Here is an 18722-nt window from a genome sequence, read left to right as displayed (position 1 = left end):
CGTCGCGCCTCGTCTAGCGGAGGGGGGCGGGATCGGCAAGGCTGCGGCAGGGGGATGCGAACGCGCGCAGCAGATGGTAGAGACAGGACGAACAGGGGTTGAACATGAGCGATCTGGGACCAATCGAGGAACGCATCGCGCATCTTGAGCGCGTCAGCGATGAATTGTCAGAGGTCGTGGCGCGCCAGGACGCCGACATCGCGCGGCTGACGCGCCGGGTCGAGATGCTTTTGGCGCGCGAGGTCGAACGCAGCCTCGATCAGGGTGCCACCATCCCGCTGGGTGATCAAAAACCCCCGCACTGGTAAATCAGCGGCACACCTTGCCCGCGCAGTCCGGGGGGCGTTGCCCCCCACGGCCTGTGGCCGTTCCCCCAGTTTGAGTATTTGGAAAGCAAAGATGGCAGGGGCGGGGCGCCATGGGTCAGGCGGGATCAGGCCGGCGCGGGCTGGGGGTGGCGCGGACGGGCGCGCATCCAGATCGCCAGCATGATCGCCACATTCAGCGCATTGAAGGCAATGCCATTGAGAAAGGCCCAGCGATAGGAGCCGGTGATGTCGTAGATCAGCCCCGACATCCAGCCGCCCAGCGCCATGCCGAAGATGGTCGCCATGATGACAAGGCCGACGCGGGCGCCCGCCTCACGCGCGGGAAGATATTCGCGCACGATGATCGCATAGGCCGGCACGATGCCACCCTGCGACAGGCCAAAGATCAGGGACACGATATAGAGCGGCGTCAGGCCCGTGGTGGGCAGATAGAGAAACAAGGCCAGCATCTGGAGGCTTGAGCCGATGATGAGCGTGACGACACCGCCCAGACGGTCGGCCAGCAACCCCGAGATCAGACGCGAGACAACGCCGCCCATAAGCATCAGCGACAGCATCTCGGCGCCCACCGCCGGGCCATAGCCCAGATCGGTGCAATAGGCCACGATGTGGACCTGTGGCATCGACATCGCGACGCAACAGCCGATGCCCGCCACCGCCAGCAACCATGTGAGCGCGCGCGGCGACAGCCCGCTGTCACGCGCCTTGAGCGCTGCGGCGGTTTCAGCGGCCTGCATCGCGCTGGCAGGCAGCGGTTTGCGCAGCAGCCATGTGGCGGGCAGCATCACCACAAGCGTGGTCAGCGCGATCACCATATAGGCCGTCCGCCAACCGGGACCGGCAAGGATATCGGCAAGGATCAGTGGCCAAAAGGCGCCCGACAGGTAATTGCCCGAGGCGATGATCGCGACCGCGATGCCACGGCGCCTGAGAAACCATTGGCTGACATCGGCGATCAGGGGGCCAAAGCTGGTCGCCGTGCCAAAGCCGATCAGGAATTGCAGCGCCGAAAGCGTGGCAAGGTTGGGGGCCAGCGCGGCCACGGCGTATCCGGCCGCCATCAGCACGGCCGAACCCGCAAGGCAGCGCGCCACGCCCCAGCGGTCGACGGCGCGGCCGATCAAGAAATTGCCCAGCGCAAAGCCGATCATCGTCAGGGTGTAGGGCAAAGACGCATCGGCCCGGTCGACGGCGAATTCCGCCTGCACGGCCGGAAGGATCACGATGATCGCCCACATGCCGACATTGCCGATCAGCGAGACAAGCAAGGACAGCCCAAGACGGGTCCATGACGCACGGCTGTCGAGACTGAGGGGGGCGGCGGGGGCGGCGTTCATGGGCATGACGCTAAGCGGGCGCGCGACCGATGGAAAGGGGTCACACCTCTTCGACCGTCACGACCCCCTCCATCGAGCGCAGCGCGCCCTTGATCTGGGGCGAGACAGGGAAATCATCGCCCAAGATCAGCTCGACCTCGCCGGGCAGGTCGGGGGCCATCAGGCACAGATGGATCGGGCCGCGCGCCGTACGTGGCGCCCCTTCGGCCATGCGCGCCAAAAGCGAGCGGACCGAGGCGATGCCCGCCTCGCCCTCCACAAAGACCCGCAGCCCGCTCGATTGCGCAGCCACCGCCGCATCCAGCGGCTGCACGCCACGGCACAGAAGCTTGAGTTGATCGGCCTCAAGGGTGGCCTCGACCTGCAACAGGATGTTCATCCCCGTCTCCAGATGCGGCCGCGCGGCATCGAGCACATCGGAGAACATGGTGACCTCGTAGAGCCCCGTGGGATCGGACAGCGCCACAAAGGCAAAGCGGTTGCCCTTTTGCGATTTGCGTTCCTGGCGCGAGGATACCGCGCCTGCCATGCGGGCGACAAAGGCCCCGCCCTGCACCTTCTGGGTGACTTCGGCCAGCGTCTGCACGCCCTTGCGCCTGAGTGCGGGCAGGTAATCATCCAGCGGATGGCCCGACAGGTAGAAACCGATGGCGGCATGTTCGCCCGCCAGCCGTTCGGTTGGCAGCCAATCCTCGGGATCGGGCAGGCGCGGCTCGGGCAGATCATCGCCCGCCGCACCAAAAAGCGACACCTGATCAGAGGCAGCCGCATCATGGATCGCCGCCGAATAGGCGACCAGCGCATCCAGCCCGGCAAAGACACGGGCGCGGTTACGGTCGAGCGTGTCAAAGGCCCCCGCGCGCACCAGCATCTCCAATGGGCGCTTGCCCACCCTTTTCAGATCGACGCGCCGGGCCAGATCAAAGACGGATCTGAAGGGTTTTTCGCCGCCGCTGCCGGTCTGGCGCGCGGCAACGATCAGGCGCATGGCGTCCACGCCCACATTCTTGAGCGCGCCCAGCGCATACAGGATGCGCCCGTTGTCCACGGCAAAGGTGGCGGCCGAGCGGTTCACACAAGGCGCCACCACCTTGATGCCCATGCGCGCCACCTCTTGCCGGTAGACGGCCAGTTTTTCGGTCAGGTGGATGTCGCAATTCATCACCGCAGCCATGAATTCGACCGGATGGTTGGCCTTGAGCCATGCGGTCTGATAGCTGACCACGGCATAGGCAGCAGCGTGGGATTTGTTGAAGCCGTAATTGGCGAATTTCTCGAGCAGGTCGAAAACCTCGCCGGCCTTTTGCTGGCTGACGCCATTGGCGGTCGCGCCTTCGATGAATTTCGGGCGCTCCTTGGCCATTTCTTCGGCGATCTTCTTGCCCATCGCACGGCGCAACAGATCGGCGCCCCCCAGCGAATAGCCCGCCATGACCTGCGCGATTTCCATCACCTGTTCCTGATAGACGATGATGCCTTGGGTTTCCTTGAGGATATGGTCGATCGACGGGTGGATCGATTCGAGCGCGCGCTGGCCGTTCTTGACCTCGCAATAGGCGGGGATGTTTTCCATCGGGCCGGGGCGGTAGAGTGCCACCAACGCCACGATATCCTCGATGCAGGTCGGGCGCATGCGCCGCAGCGCATCCATCATCCCTGAGCTTTCCACCTGAAACACCGCGACCGTCCTGGCAGAGGCGTAAAGCTCATAGGTTTTCGCATCGTCAAGCGGGATGGCGTTGATCTGGTTTTCCGCCCCCGGCGCGGGATCATAGAGCCGGGCGCCATCGGGGGCTTCGTGCAACTGGCGACCCGAGGCATGGATCAGATCGATGGCGTTTTGCACCACGGTCAGGGTCTTGAGCCCCAGAAAATCGAACTTTACCAAACCCGCGGGTTCCACCCATTTCATGTTGAACTGGGTGGCGGGCATGTCGGATCGCGGATCGCGGTAGATCGGCACCAGCGCATCCAGCGGACGATCCGCAATCACCACGCCCGCCGCATGGGTCGACGCGTTCCTGAGCAGCCCCTCGATCTTTTCGGCATAATCGAACAGGCGCCGCACCGGGTTGGTGCGCCCCTCGCGGCGGTCTTGTTCGGTTTCGCGCATTTCCGCGCGAATGCGTTCCTCTTGCGTCACGGCCTGCGTGATCGAGACAGGCTTGACCCCGTCAAGCGGGATCATCTTGGACAGACGGTCGACCTGACCAAAGGGCATCTGAAGCACACGCCCCACATCGCGCACCGCGGCCTTGGACAAAAGCGCGCCGAAGGTGATGATCTGGCCCACCCGGTCGCGGCCGTATTTCTCTTGCACATAGCGGATCACCTCTTCGCGGCGATCCATGCAGAAATCGATGTCGAAATCGGGCATCGACACACGTTCGGGGTTCAAGAACCGCTCGAACAGCAAGCTGTAGCGCAGCGGGTCCAGATCGGTGATGGTCAGCGCATAGGCCACAAGGCTGCCCGCGCCCGAACCGCGACCGGGGCCCACGGGAATTTCCTGATCCTTGGCCCATTTGATGAAATCGGCCACGATCAGGAAATAGCCGGGAAATCCCATCCGCTCGATGATGCCAAGTTCGAAATCGAGACGCGCCTGATATTCTGCGACCGGGGCTGCATGGGGGATGACGGCAAGCCGCGCCGCAAGCCCCGCACGGGCCTGACGGCGCAATTCCTCGACCTCATCCTCGGCAAAGCGCGGCAGGATCGGCGCGTGGGTGCGCGCGCGATACGCGCAGCGGCGCGCGATCTCGACGGTGTTGTCCAGCGCCTCGGGCAGATCGGCGAACAGCGCCGCCATTTCCTCGGGCGATTTGAAATAATGCTGCGGCGTCAGTCGGCGGCGCGGTTCGGCCTGATCGACATAGGCGCCTTGCGCAATGCAGATCATGGCGTCATGGGCCTCGAACATCTCGGGCTTGGGGAAATAGACGTCGTTTGTGGCCACAAGCGGCAGGTTGCGCGCATAGGCCAATTCGATGCTGGGCCGCTCGGTCAGGCGCTCGGCCGGGGTCAATCCGCCCTCGCCGGGGTGGCGCTGCAACTCGATGTAAAGCCGGTCGGGATAGATCGCGCAAAGCCGCGTCAGCAGCGCCTCGGCCTTGGCCGTGTTGCCGGTCTGAAGCAGCCGCCCAAGCGGCCCATCCGGCCCGCCGCTCAAACAGATCAGCCCGGCGCCATGGGCGGCCAGTTCGTCCAGCGTGACATGCGGCACGCTGCCATCGCCGCGCAGATAAAGCGCGGAATTCAGGGTCATCAGGTTCTCGTAGCCCTGCCGGTCTTGTGCCAGCAACACAAGGGCCGCGGGCGGCACCGCTCGCTCGCCGGGGCGGACCGGGTCATGGGCCACATCGATCTGACATCCGATGATGGGCTGCACCCCGGATTTCGCGGCGGTTTCCGAAAACTCCAGCGCGCAAAACATGTTGTTGCTGTCGGTCACCGCCACCGCAGGCATGCCGGCATCGGCCACCATCCCGGGCAGCTTTTTGACCCGCATCGCCCCTTCGAGCAAGGAATACTCGGTGTGCAGTCGCAGATGGATGAATCGCGGATCGGCCATGGCGAGAGCCTATCCTGAGGGGCGCGCAACGTGAAGCCCAAACCCCCGGCGCGACGGCGGCACTCGCTATGGCGCGCTGCAGGCTGACCGGGAAACGGCACGGATTTAGCGTGCATTTTAGCTGTTCTTGTGAGAAATTTGCCGCAATCTGACCCTTTGTGCCATGGAGCGTGAGCGATTCCGCACAGTCATCATCCTGAGCTGACCCTTCGCACACGCGCCGCGTTTGCCATGTTGGGGGCGACACCGGGTGCCGACGCGGTCGAACTGCGCCGGGCGTGGAAAGCTCTGGTGCGCACGCTCCATCCCGATCAGGCCCGCGGCGACCGGGCCGAGACAAGCCGCAAGCTGGCCGAAATCAACGATGCGCTTGACACCGCTCTGGCATGGGCGCGCGCGGATCGGGCAAGAGCCTGTCGCGCCCGGCCGACCGACCGCCCTGCCCGATCGGACAACATCGCCCCACCCAAGGGCCCCGCCCCGCAATCGGCCCACGACCATGCCGCGCAAGCGCGCGTTGCACCCCATGCGGTGCCGGTGCCAGCGCCGGTGCCAGCGGGTCGCCCGACCGGGCACGGCCATGATGCTGCCCGTGCAGCAGCGCGCGCCTGTTTTCTGGAGGCACGGCGGATCTTTGCCCCGGGGCCGCGGGCACGCTGCCTTGGCGTCTGGTAAGTATCGCTGAAATTGCTGCAGATCCGTGATTTTCACGGGCAACATCCGGGCAAAGCCGGGGCGCAGGCTTGCATTGGGGCTGCAACCTCGTTTGGATAGGCAGCGGTCAGTCAACAAAACGGGGCCGCCTTCTACGCCGCATCGAAGGCCGGACGACCACCCCCGATGGTATCGCGGCAGGCTGAGATCACGATGGGTATCCGGTTTCTTCTGAACGGGGCGCCGCATGATGTCGCGGCGGCGCCGACGGTGACGCTGCTTGATTGGTTGCGCGAGCAGCGCGGGTTGACCGGCACCAAGGAGGGCTGCAACGAAGGCGATTGCGGCGCCTGCACGGTGATGGTGACCGACCCCGATGGCAGCGCCCGCGCGCTCAATGCCTGTATCTTGTTCTTGCCCCAGCTCGACGGGCGCGCGGTGCGCACCGTCGAAGGCATTGCCGCGCCCGATGGGGGTCTGCACCCGGTGCAACAGGCGATGGTCGAACACCACGGATCGCAATGCGGCTTTTGCACGCCGGGCTTTGTCGTGTCGATGGCGGTGGCGCATCTGAACGGACGGCGCGACCATGACGACCAACTGGCCGGCAATCTGTGCCGCTGCACGGGCTATGCGCCGATCATCCGGGCCGCAAGGGCGGCGGCATCGGCCCCGATCCCTGACTGGATGCGGGCCGATGCCCAAAGGCTGGGCGATGCGGGCGTCATCGTTTCACAAACGCACAGCGGCGCGCATCCGCCCGCCGCTTGCCCCCGGTCTGCCGATGAGCTGGCCGATTGGTATCTGGCCCATCCCGACGCCACGCTGATCGCAGGCGCGACAGATGTGGGGCTTTGGGTGACCAAGGGCTTGCGCGATCTGGGGCCGGTCGCGTTCCTGAACCAATGCGCCGATCTGCGCGGGATCCATGCAGATGGCGACACGATCCGCATCGGGGCGATGACCACCATCGCCGAATTGGGCACCGCCATGGCGGACCGCCACCCCGGTTTCGCCGAATTGATCCGCCGTTATGGATCGGCACAGGTGCGCGCGGCCGCCACGGTCGGTGGCAACATCGCCAATGGCTCGCCCATCGGTGACAGCCCGCCCGCGCTGATCGCATTGGGGGCAACCCTGCATCTGCGCAAAGGCGATGCCCGGCGCAGCGTGGCGCTTGAGGATTTCTTTGTCGCCTATGGCAAGCAAGACCGCAGCCCGGGCGAATTCGTCGAAAGCGTCAGCTTTCCGGTCCAGCCCGACCGGCTTGCCTGTTACAAGCTGTCCAAACGCTTTGACCAGGATATCTCGGCCGTCTGCGGTGCCTTCAACATCGCGCGTGCGGATGGTGTCGTGACGGCCGCGCGCATCGCCTTTGGCGGCATGGCCGGCACGCCCAGACGCGCCCGGGCCGTCGAGGCGGCACTGATCGGCCAGCCCTGGACCGAAGCCACCATCGCACAGGCCAGCGCGGGTTTCGCGCTGGATTTCACACCGCTCTCGGATATGCGCGCCTCGGCCGCGTATCGGTTGCGCGCCGCACAAGCCATGCTGACACGGCATTTCCACGAAAGCATGGGCCGTGCCGTCAATGTGCTGGAGGTCGGGGCATGAGCGTGAACCGGTCCCTGCCCCATGATGCAGCGCCCCTCCATGTGACGGGTCAGGCGCGCTATATCGACGATATCCCCATGCCGGCCGATTGCCTGCATCTGGCCTTTGGGCTGTCGAGCGTCGCGCGCGGGCGGATCACCGCGCTGGACGTGGCGGCGGTGCGCGCGGCGCCCGGCGTGGCGCTGGTGCTGTCGGGGGCGGATTTCGACACCATCCCCGATTGTGCGCCCGCAGCCCATGACGAACCGCTGGTGAGCGATGGGGCGGTTCACTATCTGGGACAGCCGATCTTTCTGGTGGCGGCCACCAGCCATCTGGCCGCGCGTCGGGCGGCACGACTGGCGCGGATCGACTATGCCGAAGAGCCACCGATCCTGACCATCGAGGCGGCGCTCGCCGCCAATTCCCGCTTCGAAGATGGCCCGCGCATCTATGGGCGGGGCGATGTCGAGGCCGCGCTGGATGCAGCCCCCCATCGCATCGAGGGCCGCATCGAACTGGGCGGGCAGGAGCATTTCTATCTCGAAGGTCAGGCCGCACTAGCCCTGCCGCAGGAAGGCGGCGACATGGTCATCCACGCCTCAAGCCAGCATCCGACCGAGATCCAGCACAAGGTGGCCGATGCGTTGGGCGTGGCCATGCATGGCGTGCGGGTAGAGGTGCGGCGGATGGGCGGCGGCTTTGGCGGCAAGGAAAGCCAGGGCAATGCGCTGGCGATTGCCTGTGCGGTGGTGGCCGCGCGCACGGGCCGGCCCGCCAAGATGCGTTATGACCGGGACGATGATTTCATGGTGACGGGCAAACGCCATGACATCCGCATCGACTATCGCGCAGGCTTTGACGACACGGGCCGCGTGCTGGGGGTGGATGTCACCCATTACCTGCGCTGCGGCTGGTCGATGGACCTGTCGCTGCCGGTGGCCGACCGGGCGATGCTGCATGCCGACAATGCCTATGATCTGCAAGCCGCGCGCATCACCTCGCACCGATTGCGCACCAACCACCAGAGCGCCACGGCCTTTCGCGGCTTTGGCGGGCCGCAAGGCATGGCGGGGATCGAACGGGTGATGGACCATATCGCCCACAGGCTCGGCCGCGACCCGCTAGAGGTGCGGCGGCGCAACTATTACCCCGAGGCGCCGGTGGCACCTGCGGGAGCCTCCGGCGGGAGTATTTCGGAAGCCAAGATGGGGGGGGCGCCCGCCAGGGCCGGGGTGACGCCCTATGGGATGCAGGTCACCGATTTCATCCTTGGCGCGATGACCGCCCGGCTGGCCGAAAGCTGCGACCACGACCGCCGGCGCGCGGCGATTGCGGCCTGGAACGCCGCGCAGCCGGTGCTGAAGCGGGGCATCGCGCTGACGCCGGTCAAGTTCGGAATATCCTTTACCCTCACCCATCTCAATCAGGCGGGCGCGCTGGTGCATGTCTATCAGGACGGGTCCATCCAGCTCAACCATGGCGGCACCGAAATGGGCCAGGGCCTGTTTCAGAAGGTGGCACAGGTGGCGGCGGCGCGGTTCGGGGTGGGAATGGACCGGGTCAAGATCACCGCGACCGATACGGGCAAGGTGCCCAACACCTCGGCCACGGCAGCCAGTTCGGGCAGCGACCTGAATGGCATGGCGGTTCAGGCCGCCTGCGATGCGATCCGCGCCCGGATCGCGGCAGTGGTGGCGCCGCTGTTGCAATCCGATGCAGCCTCGGTGGTATTCGAGGCGGGCATGGTGCGGGCGAATGGTGCAGAGATGCCCTTTGCCAGCGCCGTGCAGCACGCCTATCAGGCGCGCGTGTCGTTGAGCGCGACCGGCTTTTACGCAACGCCCGGCATCGCGTGGGACAGGATCGCGGGCAAGGGCCAGCCGTTTTTCTACTTTGCCTATGGTGCGGCCTGCTCAGAGGTGGTGATCGACACATTGACCGGCGAGAACCGCATCTTGCGCACCGACATCTTGCATGATGCGGGCGCCAGCCTGAACCCCGCCCTCGATATCGGGCAGGTGGAGGGCGGGTTTGTTCAGGGCGCGGGCTGGCTGACGACCGAAGAACTGGTCTGGGACGATGGCGGGCGGCTGAGAACCCATGCGCCCTCGACCTACAAGATCCCCGCCTGCTCGGACCGGCCGCCCGTCTTCAACGTGGCGCTCTGGGATCAGCCCAACCGCGCCGAAACGATCTATCGCTCCAAGGCGGTGGGGGAACCACCCTTCATGCTGGGGATCAGCGTGCTGATGGCGCTGTCGGATGCCTGCGCTGCTTGCGGGCGGCATTACCCCGATCTTCAGGCCCCCGCCACGCCCGAGGCGGTGCTGGCGGCGGTCGACCGGGCGCGGGGGGTGCAATGACCGGCATCCGCGTCACGGTTTCAAGCGTGCAAGGTTCCGCCCCGCGCGAGGTTGGGGCCGCGATGCTGGTGCGCGCGGATGACATTGTGGGCACCATCGGGGGCGGCGCGCTGGAATGGGAGGCGATGCGCATCGCACGTCAGATGCTGGCCGACGGTCAGGACCGCGCCGATCACCGCCTGCCGCTGGGCCCCGGCCTGGGGCAGTGTTGCGGCGGCGCGGTCGGTTTGCGTTTCGAGGCGGCCCGATCGCTCGAGCGGCCCGAAGGCGCACCGCTCTGGGTCTGGGGGGCGGGCCATGTCGGGCGCGCGGTCGTGGCGGTCATGGCCCCCTTGCCAGAGGTGGCGATCACCTGGATCGATGACAGCGCCACGCGCTTTCCCGCCCAGATCCCCGACGGCGTCGACCGGGTGGTGACCGCCGACATGCCCCGGCTGATGGCGCATGCCCCCAAAGCCGCCCATCACCTGATCCTCACCTATAGCCACGAGATCGATCTGGCGCTGTGTCACGCCGCACTTGCCCAAGGCTTTGCCAGTTGCGGGTTGATCGGATCAGACACCAAATGGGCGCGATTTCAGGCGCGCCTCAAGGCATTGGGGTGCAAGGATGCCGAAATTTCGCGCATTGCCTGCCCCATCGGCGACCCGCGGCTTGGCAGACATCCGCAAGCCATTGCCGTCGGGGTGGCCGGGCGGCTACTGACAGAGCATCTGCACAAGGAATCGGCAGCCAAGCCGATCCACCCGGGGAAAGTGATCACGACGTGACGGCGCTCTTGGAGATCGAGGGGCTTTGCAAGGCCTATCCGGGCGTCGTGGCCAATGACGATATCTTTTTTTCGATTGCACCCGGCGAGATCCACGCGCTTTTGGGTGAAAACGGTGCGGGCAAATCCACTCTGGTCAAGATGATCTATGGGCTGGTCAAGCCCGACCGCGGCACGATGCGGTTGCGCGGCGCTGCCTATGCGCCGGGCGCGCCGCGGGCCGCGCGCGCGGCGGGCGTGGCGATGGTGTTTCAGCATTTCAGCCTGTTCGAGGCCTTGAGCGTGGCCGAGAACATCGCGCTGGGCATGGAAGATCCGCCGAAATCGCGCGACCTGGCCCAACGGATTACCACGGTAAGCCAGACCTATGGCCTGCCGCTTGATCCGCATCGGCTGGTGGGCGATCTGAGCGCGGGCGAACGCCAGCGGGTCGAGATCATCCGCTGTCTGTTGCAAGACCCCAAGCTCTTGATCATGGATGAGCCCACATCGGTGCTGACCCCGCAAGAGGTCGAGATCCTGTTTCACACCCTGCGCAAGCTGGCGGCCGAGGGCACGGCGATCTTGTATATTTCGCACAAGCTTGAGGAAATCCGCACGCTGTGCGATGCGGCCACGATCTTGCGGCTGGGGCGCAAGGTCGGCGCCTGCACCCCGCGCGAGGTAACGGCCGCACATATGGCCGAATTGATGGTGGGCAAATCCTTGAGCCAGCCCGCGCGCCCGGATCATGACCCCGGCGCAGTGCTGCTGGAGGTCCGGGCGCTGAGTGCGACACCGGCCAACCCGTTTGGCACCGCGCTGCGCGATATCGCCTTTTTGGTGCGGGAAGGCGAGGTGCTGGGGATTGGTGGTGTCGCGGGCAATGGCCAAGATGAACTTTTGGCGGCGCTGTCGGGTGAAACACGGGTGGCGCCCGACGCGATCATGTTCAAGCAACAGGGCATCGGCGCATTGGGTCCGAATGCGCGGCGCGCGCTGGGCCTGTTGTGTGCCCCCGAGGAACGGTTGGGCCACGCAGCCGCCCCAGAGATGAGCCTGACGGAAAACGCGCTTTTGACCGGGCGGCTCAGACAGGGTTTGGACAGGCACGGCTTTGTGGATTGGGCCAGGACGCGCGCATTCGCCAACCGCATCATCAGCCGCTTCGACGTGCGCACACCGGGGCCCTGGGTGGCGGCCCGCGCGCTGTCGGGGGGCAATCTGCAGAAATTCGTGATCGGGCGTGAAATCTTGCAAGAGCCCATGGTTCTGGTGGTCAACCAGCCGACATGGGGGGTGGATGCAAGCGCGGCCGCCGCGATCCGCCAAGCCTTGCTGGATCTGGCGCAGGGCGGGGCAGCGGTGATCGTGATCAGCCAGGATCTCGATGAGCTGCTGGAAATCTCGGACCGGTTCTGCGCGCTGAGTGAGGGTCGGCTTTCGGCGCCACGACCCGCACGCGGCCTGAGCATGGAAGAGATCGGCCTGATGCTGGGCGGGGCGCATGACATGCATGAGGCCGTGGCATGATCGTTCTGGAAAAGCGCCCCCAGCCGGCACAGGCCTGGGTCATCGGCGGCCCGGTTCTGGCGGTGCTTCTGACCATGATCGCGGGCGGCGCGATGTTTGCGGCGCTGGGCAAGGATCCGGTCGAGGCGATCCGCATCATCTTCTGGGATCCGCTGTTTTCCGAGCAATTCGCGGGCTATTCACGGCCCCAGCTGCTGGTCAAGGCGGGGCCGCTGATCTTGATCGCGATCGGGCTTTCGCTGGGTTTCCGGGCGGGGATCTGGAACATCGGGGCCGAGGGTCAGTATATCGTGGGCGCGCTGTGCGGCGCGGCGTTCGGGCTGGCGTTCTGGCCATCGACCCACCCGCTGATCTTTCCGGGCATGCTGGTGGCGGGGCTGACCGGGGGCGTGCTTTGGGCGATGATCCCCGCGCTTTTGCGGGTCTATGCGCGCACCAACGAGATCCTCGTGTCGCTGTTGCTGGTCTATGTCGCCGAGGCCATGCTGGCCTCCGCCGCGACGGGATGGCTGCGCAATCCCGAAGGCTCGGGCTTTCCGGGGTCGCGCAATCTGGCGCGCCATGCGGGCACCGACAATCCGGAACTGATCGCCGGCACGGGGATGCATCTGGGGGTCGTGGCGGCCTTTGTCGCGGTGATCGCGGCCCATGTGATCATGACGCGGCACATCTTGGGCTATCAGATCCGGCTGGCGGGCCAGGCGCCGCGCGCGGCGGGCTTTGGCGGGGTGAATGCGGGCCGTCTGGTGATCTTGTGCATGGGGGTGTCAGGCGCGCTGGCGGGGGCGGCGGGGCTGTTCGAAGTGGCGGGGCCCGCCGGTCGCATCTCGATCGATTTCAATGTGGGCTACGGGTTCACGGCGATCATCGTGGCGTTTCTGGGGCGGCTCAACCCGATCGGCATCCTGCTGGCGGGGCTCTTGATGGCCCTGACCTTTATCGGGGGGGAATTGGCGCAGCTGATGCTGGGCATTCCGGCCCCTGCGATACAGGCATTTCAGGGGATGCTGTTGTTCTTTCTTCTGGCGCTGGATGTGATGGCCAATTACCGGATCAGGCGAAAGCGGGGGGCCTTGGCATGATCGTGGATCCCGTCACGTTGATCGTCGCGCTGATCACGGTGGCAACCCCCATCCTTTTGGCGGCCATCGGCGAATTGGTGGTGGAAAAGGCGGGCGTGCTCAACCTCGGGGTCGAGGGGATGATGATCATGGGCGCGGTCTGTGGCTTTGTCGTGGCCCATCACAGCGGTTCGGCCTTTCTGGGGTTCGTGGCGGGCATGGGCGGGGGAATTGCGCTGGCTTTCCTGTTCGCCATCCTGACCCAGATCCTGCTGGCCAATCAGGTCGCTTCGGGGTTGGCGCTGACGCTGTTCGGGCTGGGTCTGGCCGCGCTGATCGGGGTGGGCTATGGCGGGCTGGCCTTGCCTGCGGTGTTCCGCCCCTTTCCGGACGCGTTGCACGATATCCCGGTTGCCGGACCGATCTTGTTTTCGCATTCGGTGCTGGTCTATGTGGCGCTGATTCTGGTGGCAGCGGTCTGGTATGGCCTGACGCGCACACGGATCGGGCTGGTGCTGCGGGCGGTGGGCGAAAACCACGATGCCGCCCATGCGCTGGGCTACAAGGTGGTGCGCATCCGCATCGCGGCCATCTTGTTCGGCGGCGCCTGTGCCGGGCTTGGCGGGGCGTTCTTGTCGGTGGTGCGCGTGCAGAACTGGCTTGAGGCGATGACAGCCGGTGCAGGCTGGATCGCCCTGGCGCTGGTCGTCTTTGCGTCGTGGAAGCCGTGGCGCGTGCTGCTGGGCGCGTGGCTGTTTGGCGGGATCGCGGCGCTGCAGTTGCGCCTGCAGGCCGCCGAGGTGGGGGTTCCGGTGGCGCTTCTGGATGCCTCGCCCTATCTGATCACGATCATCGTGCTGGTGATCATCTCGTCGGACCGGTCGCGGGCCGCGCTGAACGCGCCCGCCATGCTGGGCCGCATCTTTCATGCATCTGGATGAGGGCGCATGCGCATGCGACAGACACCAGACACACAATCCACCCCGCACGCGCCAGCGCGCATCCTTACCCCCTATCCAAACTGGAGGATATCTGAATGAAACTGCTGCCAAAACTTCTTGCATCGGCCGCATTGGCCATGGGCCTTGCGCTGCCGGCTGTTGCGCAAGACCCCTTCAAGGTCGGCTTCATCTATGTCGGCACGCCCGGTGACTACGGCTGGACCTACGAACATGATCAGGCACGCCTGGCCGTGGAAGCCCATTACGGCGACGCTGTCGAAACCGTCTATCTGGAAAGCGTGCCCGAAGGCGCCGATGCAGAGCGGTCGATCACCCAGATGATCCTTGGCGGTGCGGACATGGTCTTTACCACCTCCTTCGGATATGGCGAAGCGACCAATGCGGTGGCGGCCAAGTTTCCCGATGTCTATTTCGAGCATGCGACGGGTTACATGCGCGAGCATTCCAATGTTTCGACCTACAACGCCCGCTTCTATGAAGGCCGCGCCGTCCTCGGACACATCGCAGGGCAGATGACGGAAAGCAACATCATCGGCTACATCGGGTCCTATCCGATCCCCGAGGTGATCCAGGGCATCAACTCGGCCTTCCTGCACGCGCGCGCGGTCAACCCCGATGTCGAGTTCCGCGTCGTCTGGGCCTATACCTGGTTCGATCCCGCGATCGAGGCGGATGCCGCACAGGCGCTGATCGATGCGGGCGCGGATGTGATCATGCAGCACACCGATTCGACCGCACCCCAGACCGTGGCTCAGGAAGCCGGCATCATCTCCTTTGGCCAGGCATCCGACATGATCCAGTTCGCGCCCCGCCCCCGCGTGGCCTCGATCATCGACAACTGGACGCCCTATTACATCCGTCGTGTCGGTGAAGCGATGGACGGCACATGGACACAGTCCGACATCTGGGAAGGCATGCCCGAGGGCATGGTCGTGATCGGCGAGCTGACCGAGGCGATCCCGGCCGAGGTGCGCGCTTCGGCGCAGGTGATGATCGATGCGCTGAAGGCGGGAACCTATCACCCCTTCACCGGCCCGATCAACAAGCAAGACGGCTCGGCCTGGCTGGCTGCGGGCGAAGTGGCCGATGACGGCACGCTTTTGGGCATGAACTTCTATGTCGAAGGCATCACCGGCGAAATCCCGAACTGATCCATCTTGCCTTGTCGCGAAAGGCCCGCCTGTCCGGCGGGCCTTTTTCGTTTTGCGCAGCAAAACGGGGGTGCGAATTTTCGTACGAAAATTCGGGCGCTCTGCCCCGCCTGTTCCGGGCTGGCCCGGAATGTTTCGCAAAGGCAGAGGCCGGGCCAGGTCATGTCGCTTTCGTATCGATTTCGGTCGGGTGGGTGTGGCGCAAGCCGCGCCACTCGGGCAGGTAGGGCGTGGATTTCCGCGCCCATTCCCAAAGGACCCGCCCGGCCATGAAAACGCATGTCAAAGCCCTTGTTGTCGGCGGCGGCGCCGTCGGCACCTCGATTGCCTATCATCTGGCCCGCGCGGGCTGGCACGACGTGATGCTTTTGGAGCGCGACGAGTTGACCAGCGGCTCCACCTGGCATGCGGCAGGGCTTTTGCCGCTGTTCAACATGGGGTTCGCGACCAGCCACATCCACGACCATTCGGTCAAGTTCTACAAGACGCTCGAGGCGGAAACCGGTCTGAACGCCGGGTTTTCGGTGGTGGGCAATCTGCGCATGGCCCAGACGGATGCGCGCATGGATGAATACATGCTCTATGCCACCACCGCCGAAACGGTCGGGATCGCCCATGAATGGCTGACCCCGGCCGAGATCAAGGCACGCTGGCCGCTCGTGCGGACCGAGGATCTGAAGGGCGCGATCTATCATCCGACCGATGGCTACATAAACCCCGCCGATGTCACCATGGCCATGGCCAAGGGCGCGCGCCAGCGTGGTGTCGCGATCGAACGGAAATGGCAGGTCGACGGCTATGCCTGGACCGGCACAGACTGGCGCGTGACCGCGACAAAGATGGTGGAAAAGGGCGGCAATCTGGTGCCGTCGGATGAGCAGGTGATCATCACCGCCGAACATGTGGTCACCGCCACCGGCAACCACGCCCAGCGGACCGCCCGCCTGTTGGGGATCAAGATCCCCGCCATTCCGGTCGAGCATCAGTATATCGTGACCGAACCCGACCCCGCGCTGGTCGAATGGCGCAAGTCGCATGGCGAACATCCGGTTTTGCGTGATGCCGACGCCAAATGGTATGTCCGCGAGGAACGCGGCGGCTGGATCCTCGGCCCCTATGAGCGGGGCGCGCCCGCCTGTTTTGAATATGACGTTCCCGAAAGCTTTCGCGCCGATCTCTTCCCGCTGGATCTGGAGCGGATCGAGGCGGAATACATGAGCATGATCCACCGCATTCCCTCCTCGGAAACGGTGGGGCTGAAGGATGATTACAACGGCCCGATCTGTTACACCCCCGACGGCAATCCGCTGGTCGGCCCGGCACCGGGCCTGCGCAACATGTGGCTTGCCGAAGGCTTCTCGTTCGGGATCACGGCGGCGGGCGGCACGGGCCATTACCTTGCGCAGATGATGGTCGAAGGCGAGGCCGAGATCGACATGGCCGCCCTTGACCCCAAGCGCTACGGGTCCTGGATGACCACCGAATATGCCGCGCGCAAGAACGAGGAATGCTACGAGCACGTCTTCATCCTGCACCATCCCGATGAGGAACGCGAAGCCTGCCGCCCCTTGCGCACCGCGCCCGTCTATGACCGGCAAAAGGCGCTGGGTGCGCAATTCGGGCAGGTCAATGGCTGGGAGCGGCCGAATTACTACGGGCCCAAGGATGCGCCCGAGGGGTTCGACCACGACACGCGCAGTTTCCGGCGCGGGGGCTGGTGGACCCATGCCCGCGCCGAGGCCCAGGCGATCCGGCACGGCGTGGGTCTGATCGATGCGACGGCCTTCACCAAGCATCTGGTGCGCGGGCCGGGGGCCACGGCCTTTCTGGACCGTTTCACCACCAACCGGCTGCCCAAGGTGGGCCGGATCAACCTGACCTATGCGCTGACCAATGCCGGCACGGTGCGCACGGAATATACCATCGTGCGGCTGGCCGAGCAGGAATACTACCTTGTCTCCGCGGGGGCATGGACCGCCTATGACGCCGATTACCTGATCAAGTCGGCCGAGGATTTCATGGGCACAGGCGGCGGATATGTCGATATCCATGACGTCACCACGCAATGGGGTGTCTTTGCCCTCGCCGGCCCCAGATCGCGCGCCGTGCTGGCCGAGATCGTCAGGGACGCCGACCCGGACACGGTGCTTGGCAACAAGCGCTTCCCGTGGCTGTCGATGCGCACCATCGAACTGGGCATGTGCCCGGTGCGCGCGATCCGGGTGGCCTATACGGGCGAGCTGGGCTGGGAATTGCACCATCCCATCGAGATGCAGCGCCATCTGTGGGACCAGTTGATGACCGCGGGCGAAAAACACGGGCTGACGCTGGTGGGGGCGCGGGCGCAGAACTGGCTCCGGCAGGAAAAGAGCTATCGCGCCTTTGGCACGGAACTGGGGCGCGATGCCACGCCGCTCGAGGCGGGGCTCGATCGCTTCGTCGATCTGGACAAGGATTTCACCGGCAAGGCCCGCATGCTGGCCACGGGGATTCGCGCCGCCTGTGTCACGGTCCTGATCGACGGGCCGGCCGATGCCGATCCATGGGGGCGCGAGGCGCTGTTGCATGACGGGCAAAAGATCGGGCGGCTGACCTCGGGGGGCTATTCGGTGGCCTTTGGCAAGCAGATCGGCATGGGCTATGTGCGCCCCGATCTGGCAAAGCCCGGCACCCGGCTCAAGCTGCGCATGTTCCGCGATCTCTGGGATGCGGTGGTGACCGAAGACAGCCCCTATGATCCGCAGAACGCGGCCATCCGGGCCGACGGCTAGGCCGGGCGGCCGAACGCCATCAGCAGATTGTTGGCGGGCATCATGATGGTGCCCGCATGGACCAGCCCGGCATCTTGCAGCAGGCCGGCCACATCGGCCGCATCCTTGTAACCGATGGCCGGGTCTTGCGCATGCAAAGCCGCGTGGAACGCCGCATCGCCATCGCTGGTGGTCCGCCCATCACGCAAAAAGGGGCCATAAAGCGCAAAGCAGCCGCCCGGGGCAAGGGCCGCCGCCACCTCGGCCAGCAGGGTCCGCGCCGCAGGCCCCGAGATCAGGTGCAACAGGTTGATCAGCACGATCAATTCGGCCGGCCCGTGATCCCTGGCCCAGCCGGGCTGTGCCGCATCCAGATGCCGGGGCGCGCGGATGTTTCCCAAGCCCGCGTCGGCCGCCCATGCCGCGATGGATGCGCGGCGGGTCGGGTCGGGGTCGGTCGGCTGCCAGATCAGCCCGGGCATCGCGGCGGCAAAGCGGATCACATGTTCCCCCGTGCCCGAGGCGAGTTCCAGGGCAAGACCCCGTGGCGGGGCAAGGCGGATCAACTCAGCTGCAATCGCGTCACGGTTCCTGAGCGCCGCGGCGGCCGAAAGCCGCGGATCGGGCGCGGCGGTCGGGGCATGGGGCGGGGACATGGGCGGGG

The 18722-nt window shown here is 65.5% G+C and carries 13 protein-coding genes; 10 read left to right on the top strand and 3 right to left on the bottom strand.

The genetic code is table 11. The features are described 5' to 3' along the window. Positions 1-104: 104 nt before the first annotated feature. Positions 105-308, top strand: a complete 204-nt coding sequence (locus Q0094_RS08335; RefSeq protein WP_297617691.1) for a SlyX family protein — start codon at positions 105-107, stop codon at positions 306-308. Between the two features lie 125 nt (positions 309-433). On the opposite strand, the gene Q0094_RS08330 is transcribed toward Q0094_RS08335, so the two are convergent. Both Q0094_RS08330 and dnaE read right to left on the bottom strand, forming a co-directional pair. Further along, positions 434-1666, bottom strand: a complete 1233-nt coding sequence (locus Q0094_RS08330) for a CynX/NimT family MFS transporter (protein ID WP_297617688.1) — start codon at positions 1664-1666, stop codon at positions 434-436. Positions 1667-1706: 40 nt separating this feature from the next. Further along, the gene (dnaE, locus tag Q0094_RS08325; RefSeq protein ID WP_297617685.1) at positions 1707-5240 is read right to left on the bottom strand and encodes a DNA polymerase III subunit alpha; all 3534 of its coding nucleotides are present in this window, start codon (positions 5238-5240) and stop codon (positions 1707-1709) included. 231 nt (positions 5241-5471) lie between these two features. Here dnaE and Q0094_RS08320 point away from each other — a divergent pair, with 231 nt between their 5' ends. The 9 genes from Q0094_RS08320 to Q0094_RS08280 all read left to right on the top strand — a co-directional run bounded on the left by Q0094_RS08320 (position 5472) and on the right by Q0094_RS08280 (position 18079). Continuing rightward, on the top strand, positions 5472-5915 hold the full coding sequence (locus Q0094_RS08320; RefSeq protein WP_297617682.1) for a J domain-containing protein: 444 nt from the start codon (positions 5472-5474) through the stop codon (positions 5913-5915). Between the two features lie 192 nt (positions 5916-6107). Beyond that, positions 6108-7508 carry a xanthine dehydrogenase small subunit gene (xdhA, locus tag Q0094_RS08315; protein WP_297617679.1) on the top strand — a complete coding sequence of 467 codons (1401 nt, stop codon included), beginning with the start codon at positions 6108-6110 and terminating at the stop codon, positions 7506-7508. Beyond that, positions 7505-9853: a xanthine dehydrogenase molybdopterin binding subunit gene (gene xdhB / locus Q0094_RS08310; protein WP_297617676.1), complete on the top strand. Its 2349-nt coding sequence runs from the start codon at positions 7505-7507 to the stop codon at positions 9851-9853. Before xdhA ends, xdhB begins: the two co-directional genes overlap by 4 nt. Next, a complete protein-coding gene (gene xdhC, locus Q0094_RS08305; protein WP_297617673.1) occupies positions 9850-10623 on the top strand; it encodes a xanthine dehydrogenase accessory protein XdhC in 774 nt (257 codons plus the stop codon). The genes xdhB and xdhC overlap by 4 nt, the downstream gene beginning before the upstream one ends. Next, positions 10620-12134: an ABC transporter ATP-binding protein gene (locus Q0094_RS08300; RefSeq protein WP_297617670.1), complete on the top strand. Its 1515-nt coding sequence runs from the start codon at positions 10620-10622 to the stop codon at positions 12132-12134. Before xdhC ends, Q0094_RS08300 begins: the two co-directional genes overlap by 4 nt. Continuing rightward, positions 12131-13216 carry an ABC transporter permease gene (locus Q0094_RS08295; protein ID WP_297617667.1) on the top strand — a complete coding sequence of 362 codons (1086 nt, stop codon included), beginning with the start codon at positions 12131-12133 and terminating at the stop codon, positions 13214-13216. Before Q0094_RS08300 ends, Q0094_RS08295 begins: the two co-directional genes overlap by 4 nt. Then, positions 13213-14136: an ABC transporter permease gene (locus tag Q0094_RS08290; RefSeq protein ID WP_297617664.1), complete on the top strand. Its 924-nt coding sequence runs from the start codon at positions 13213-13215 to the stop codon at positions 14134-14136. The genes Q0094_RS08295 and Q0094_RS08290 overlap by 4 nt, the downstream gene beginning before the upstream one ends. Positions 14137-14231: 95 nt before the next feature. After that, entirely contained in the window at positions 14232-15308 is a 1077-nt protein-coding gene (locus tag Q0094_RS08285; RefSeq protein ID WP_297617661.1) for a BMP family ABC transporter substrate-binding protein, read from the top strand. 269 nt (positions 15309-15577) lie between these two features. Then, positions 15578-18079, top strand: a complete 2502-nt coding sequence (locus tag Q0094_RS08280) for an FAD-dependent oxidoreductase (protein WP_297617658.1) — start codon at positions 15578-15580, stop codon at positions 18077-18079. Here the strand turns inward: Q0094_RS08280 and Q0094_RS08275 are convergent. Further along, on the bottom strand, positions 18076-18714 hold the full coding sequence (locus Q0094_RS08275) for a DUF938 domain-containing protein (protein WP_297618237.1): 639 nt from the start codon (positions 18712-18714) through the stop codon (positions 18076-18078). The two genes, Q0094_RS08280 and Q0094_RS08275, sit on opposite strands and share 4 nt — an antisense overlap. Positions 18715-18722: the final 8 nt, after the last annotated feature.

It is taken from the genome of uncultured Roseicyclus sp. (assembly GCF_937892565.1).
Classification (GTDB): domain Bacteria; phylum Pseudomonadota; class Alphaproteobacteria; order Rhodobacterales; family Rhodobacteraceae; genus Roseicyclus.
The sequence above is the reverse complement of the archived record's forward strand: the minus strand, read 5'-3'. Positions and strand labels throughout refer to the sequence as shown.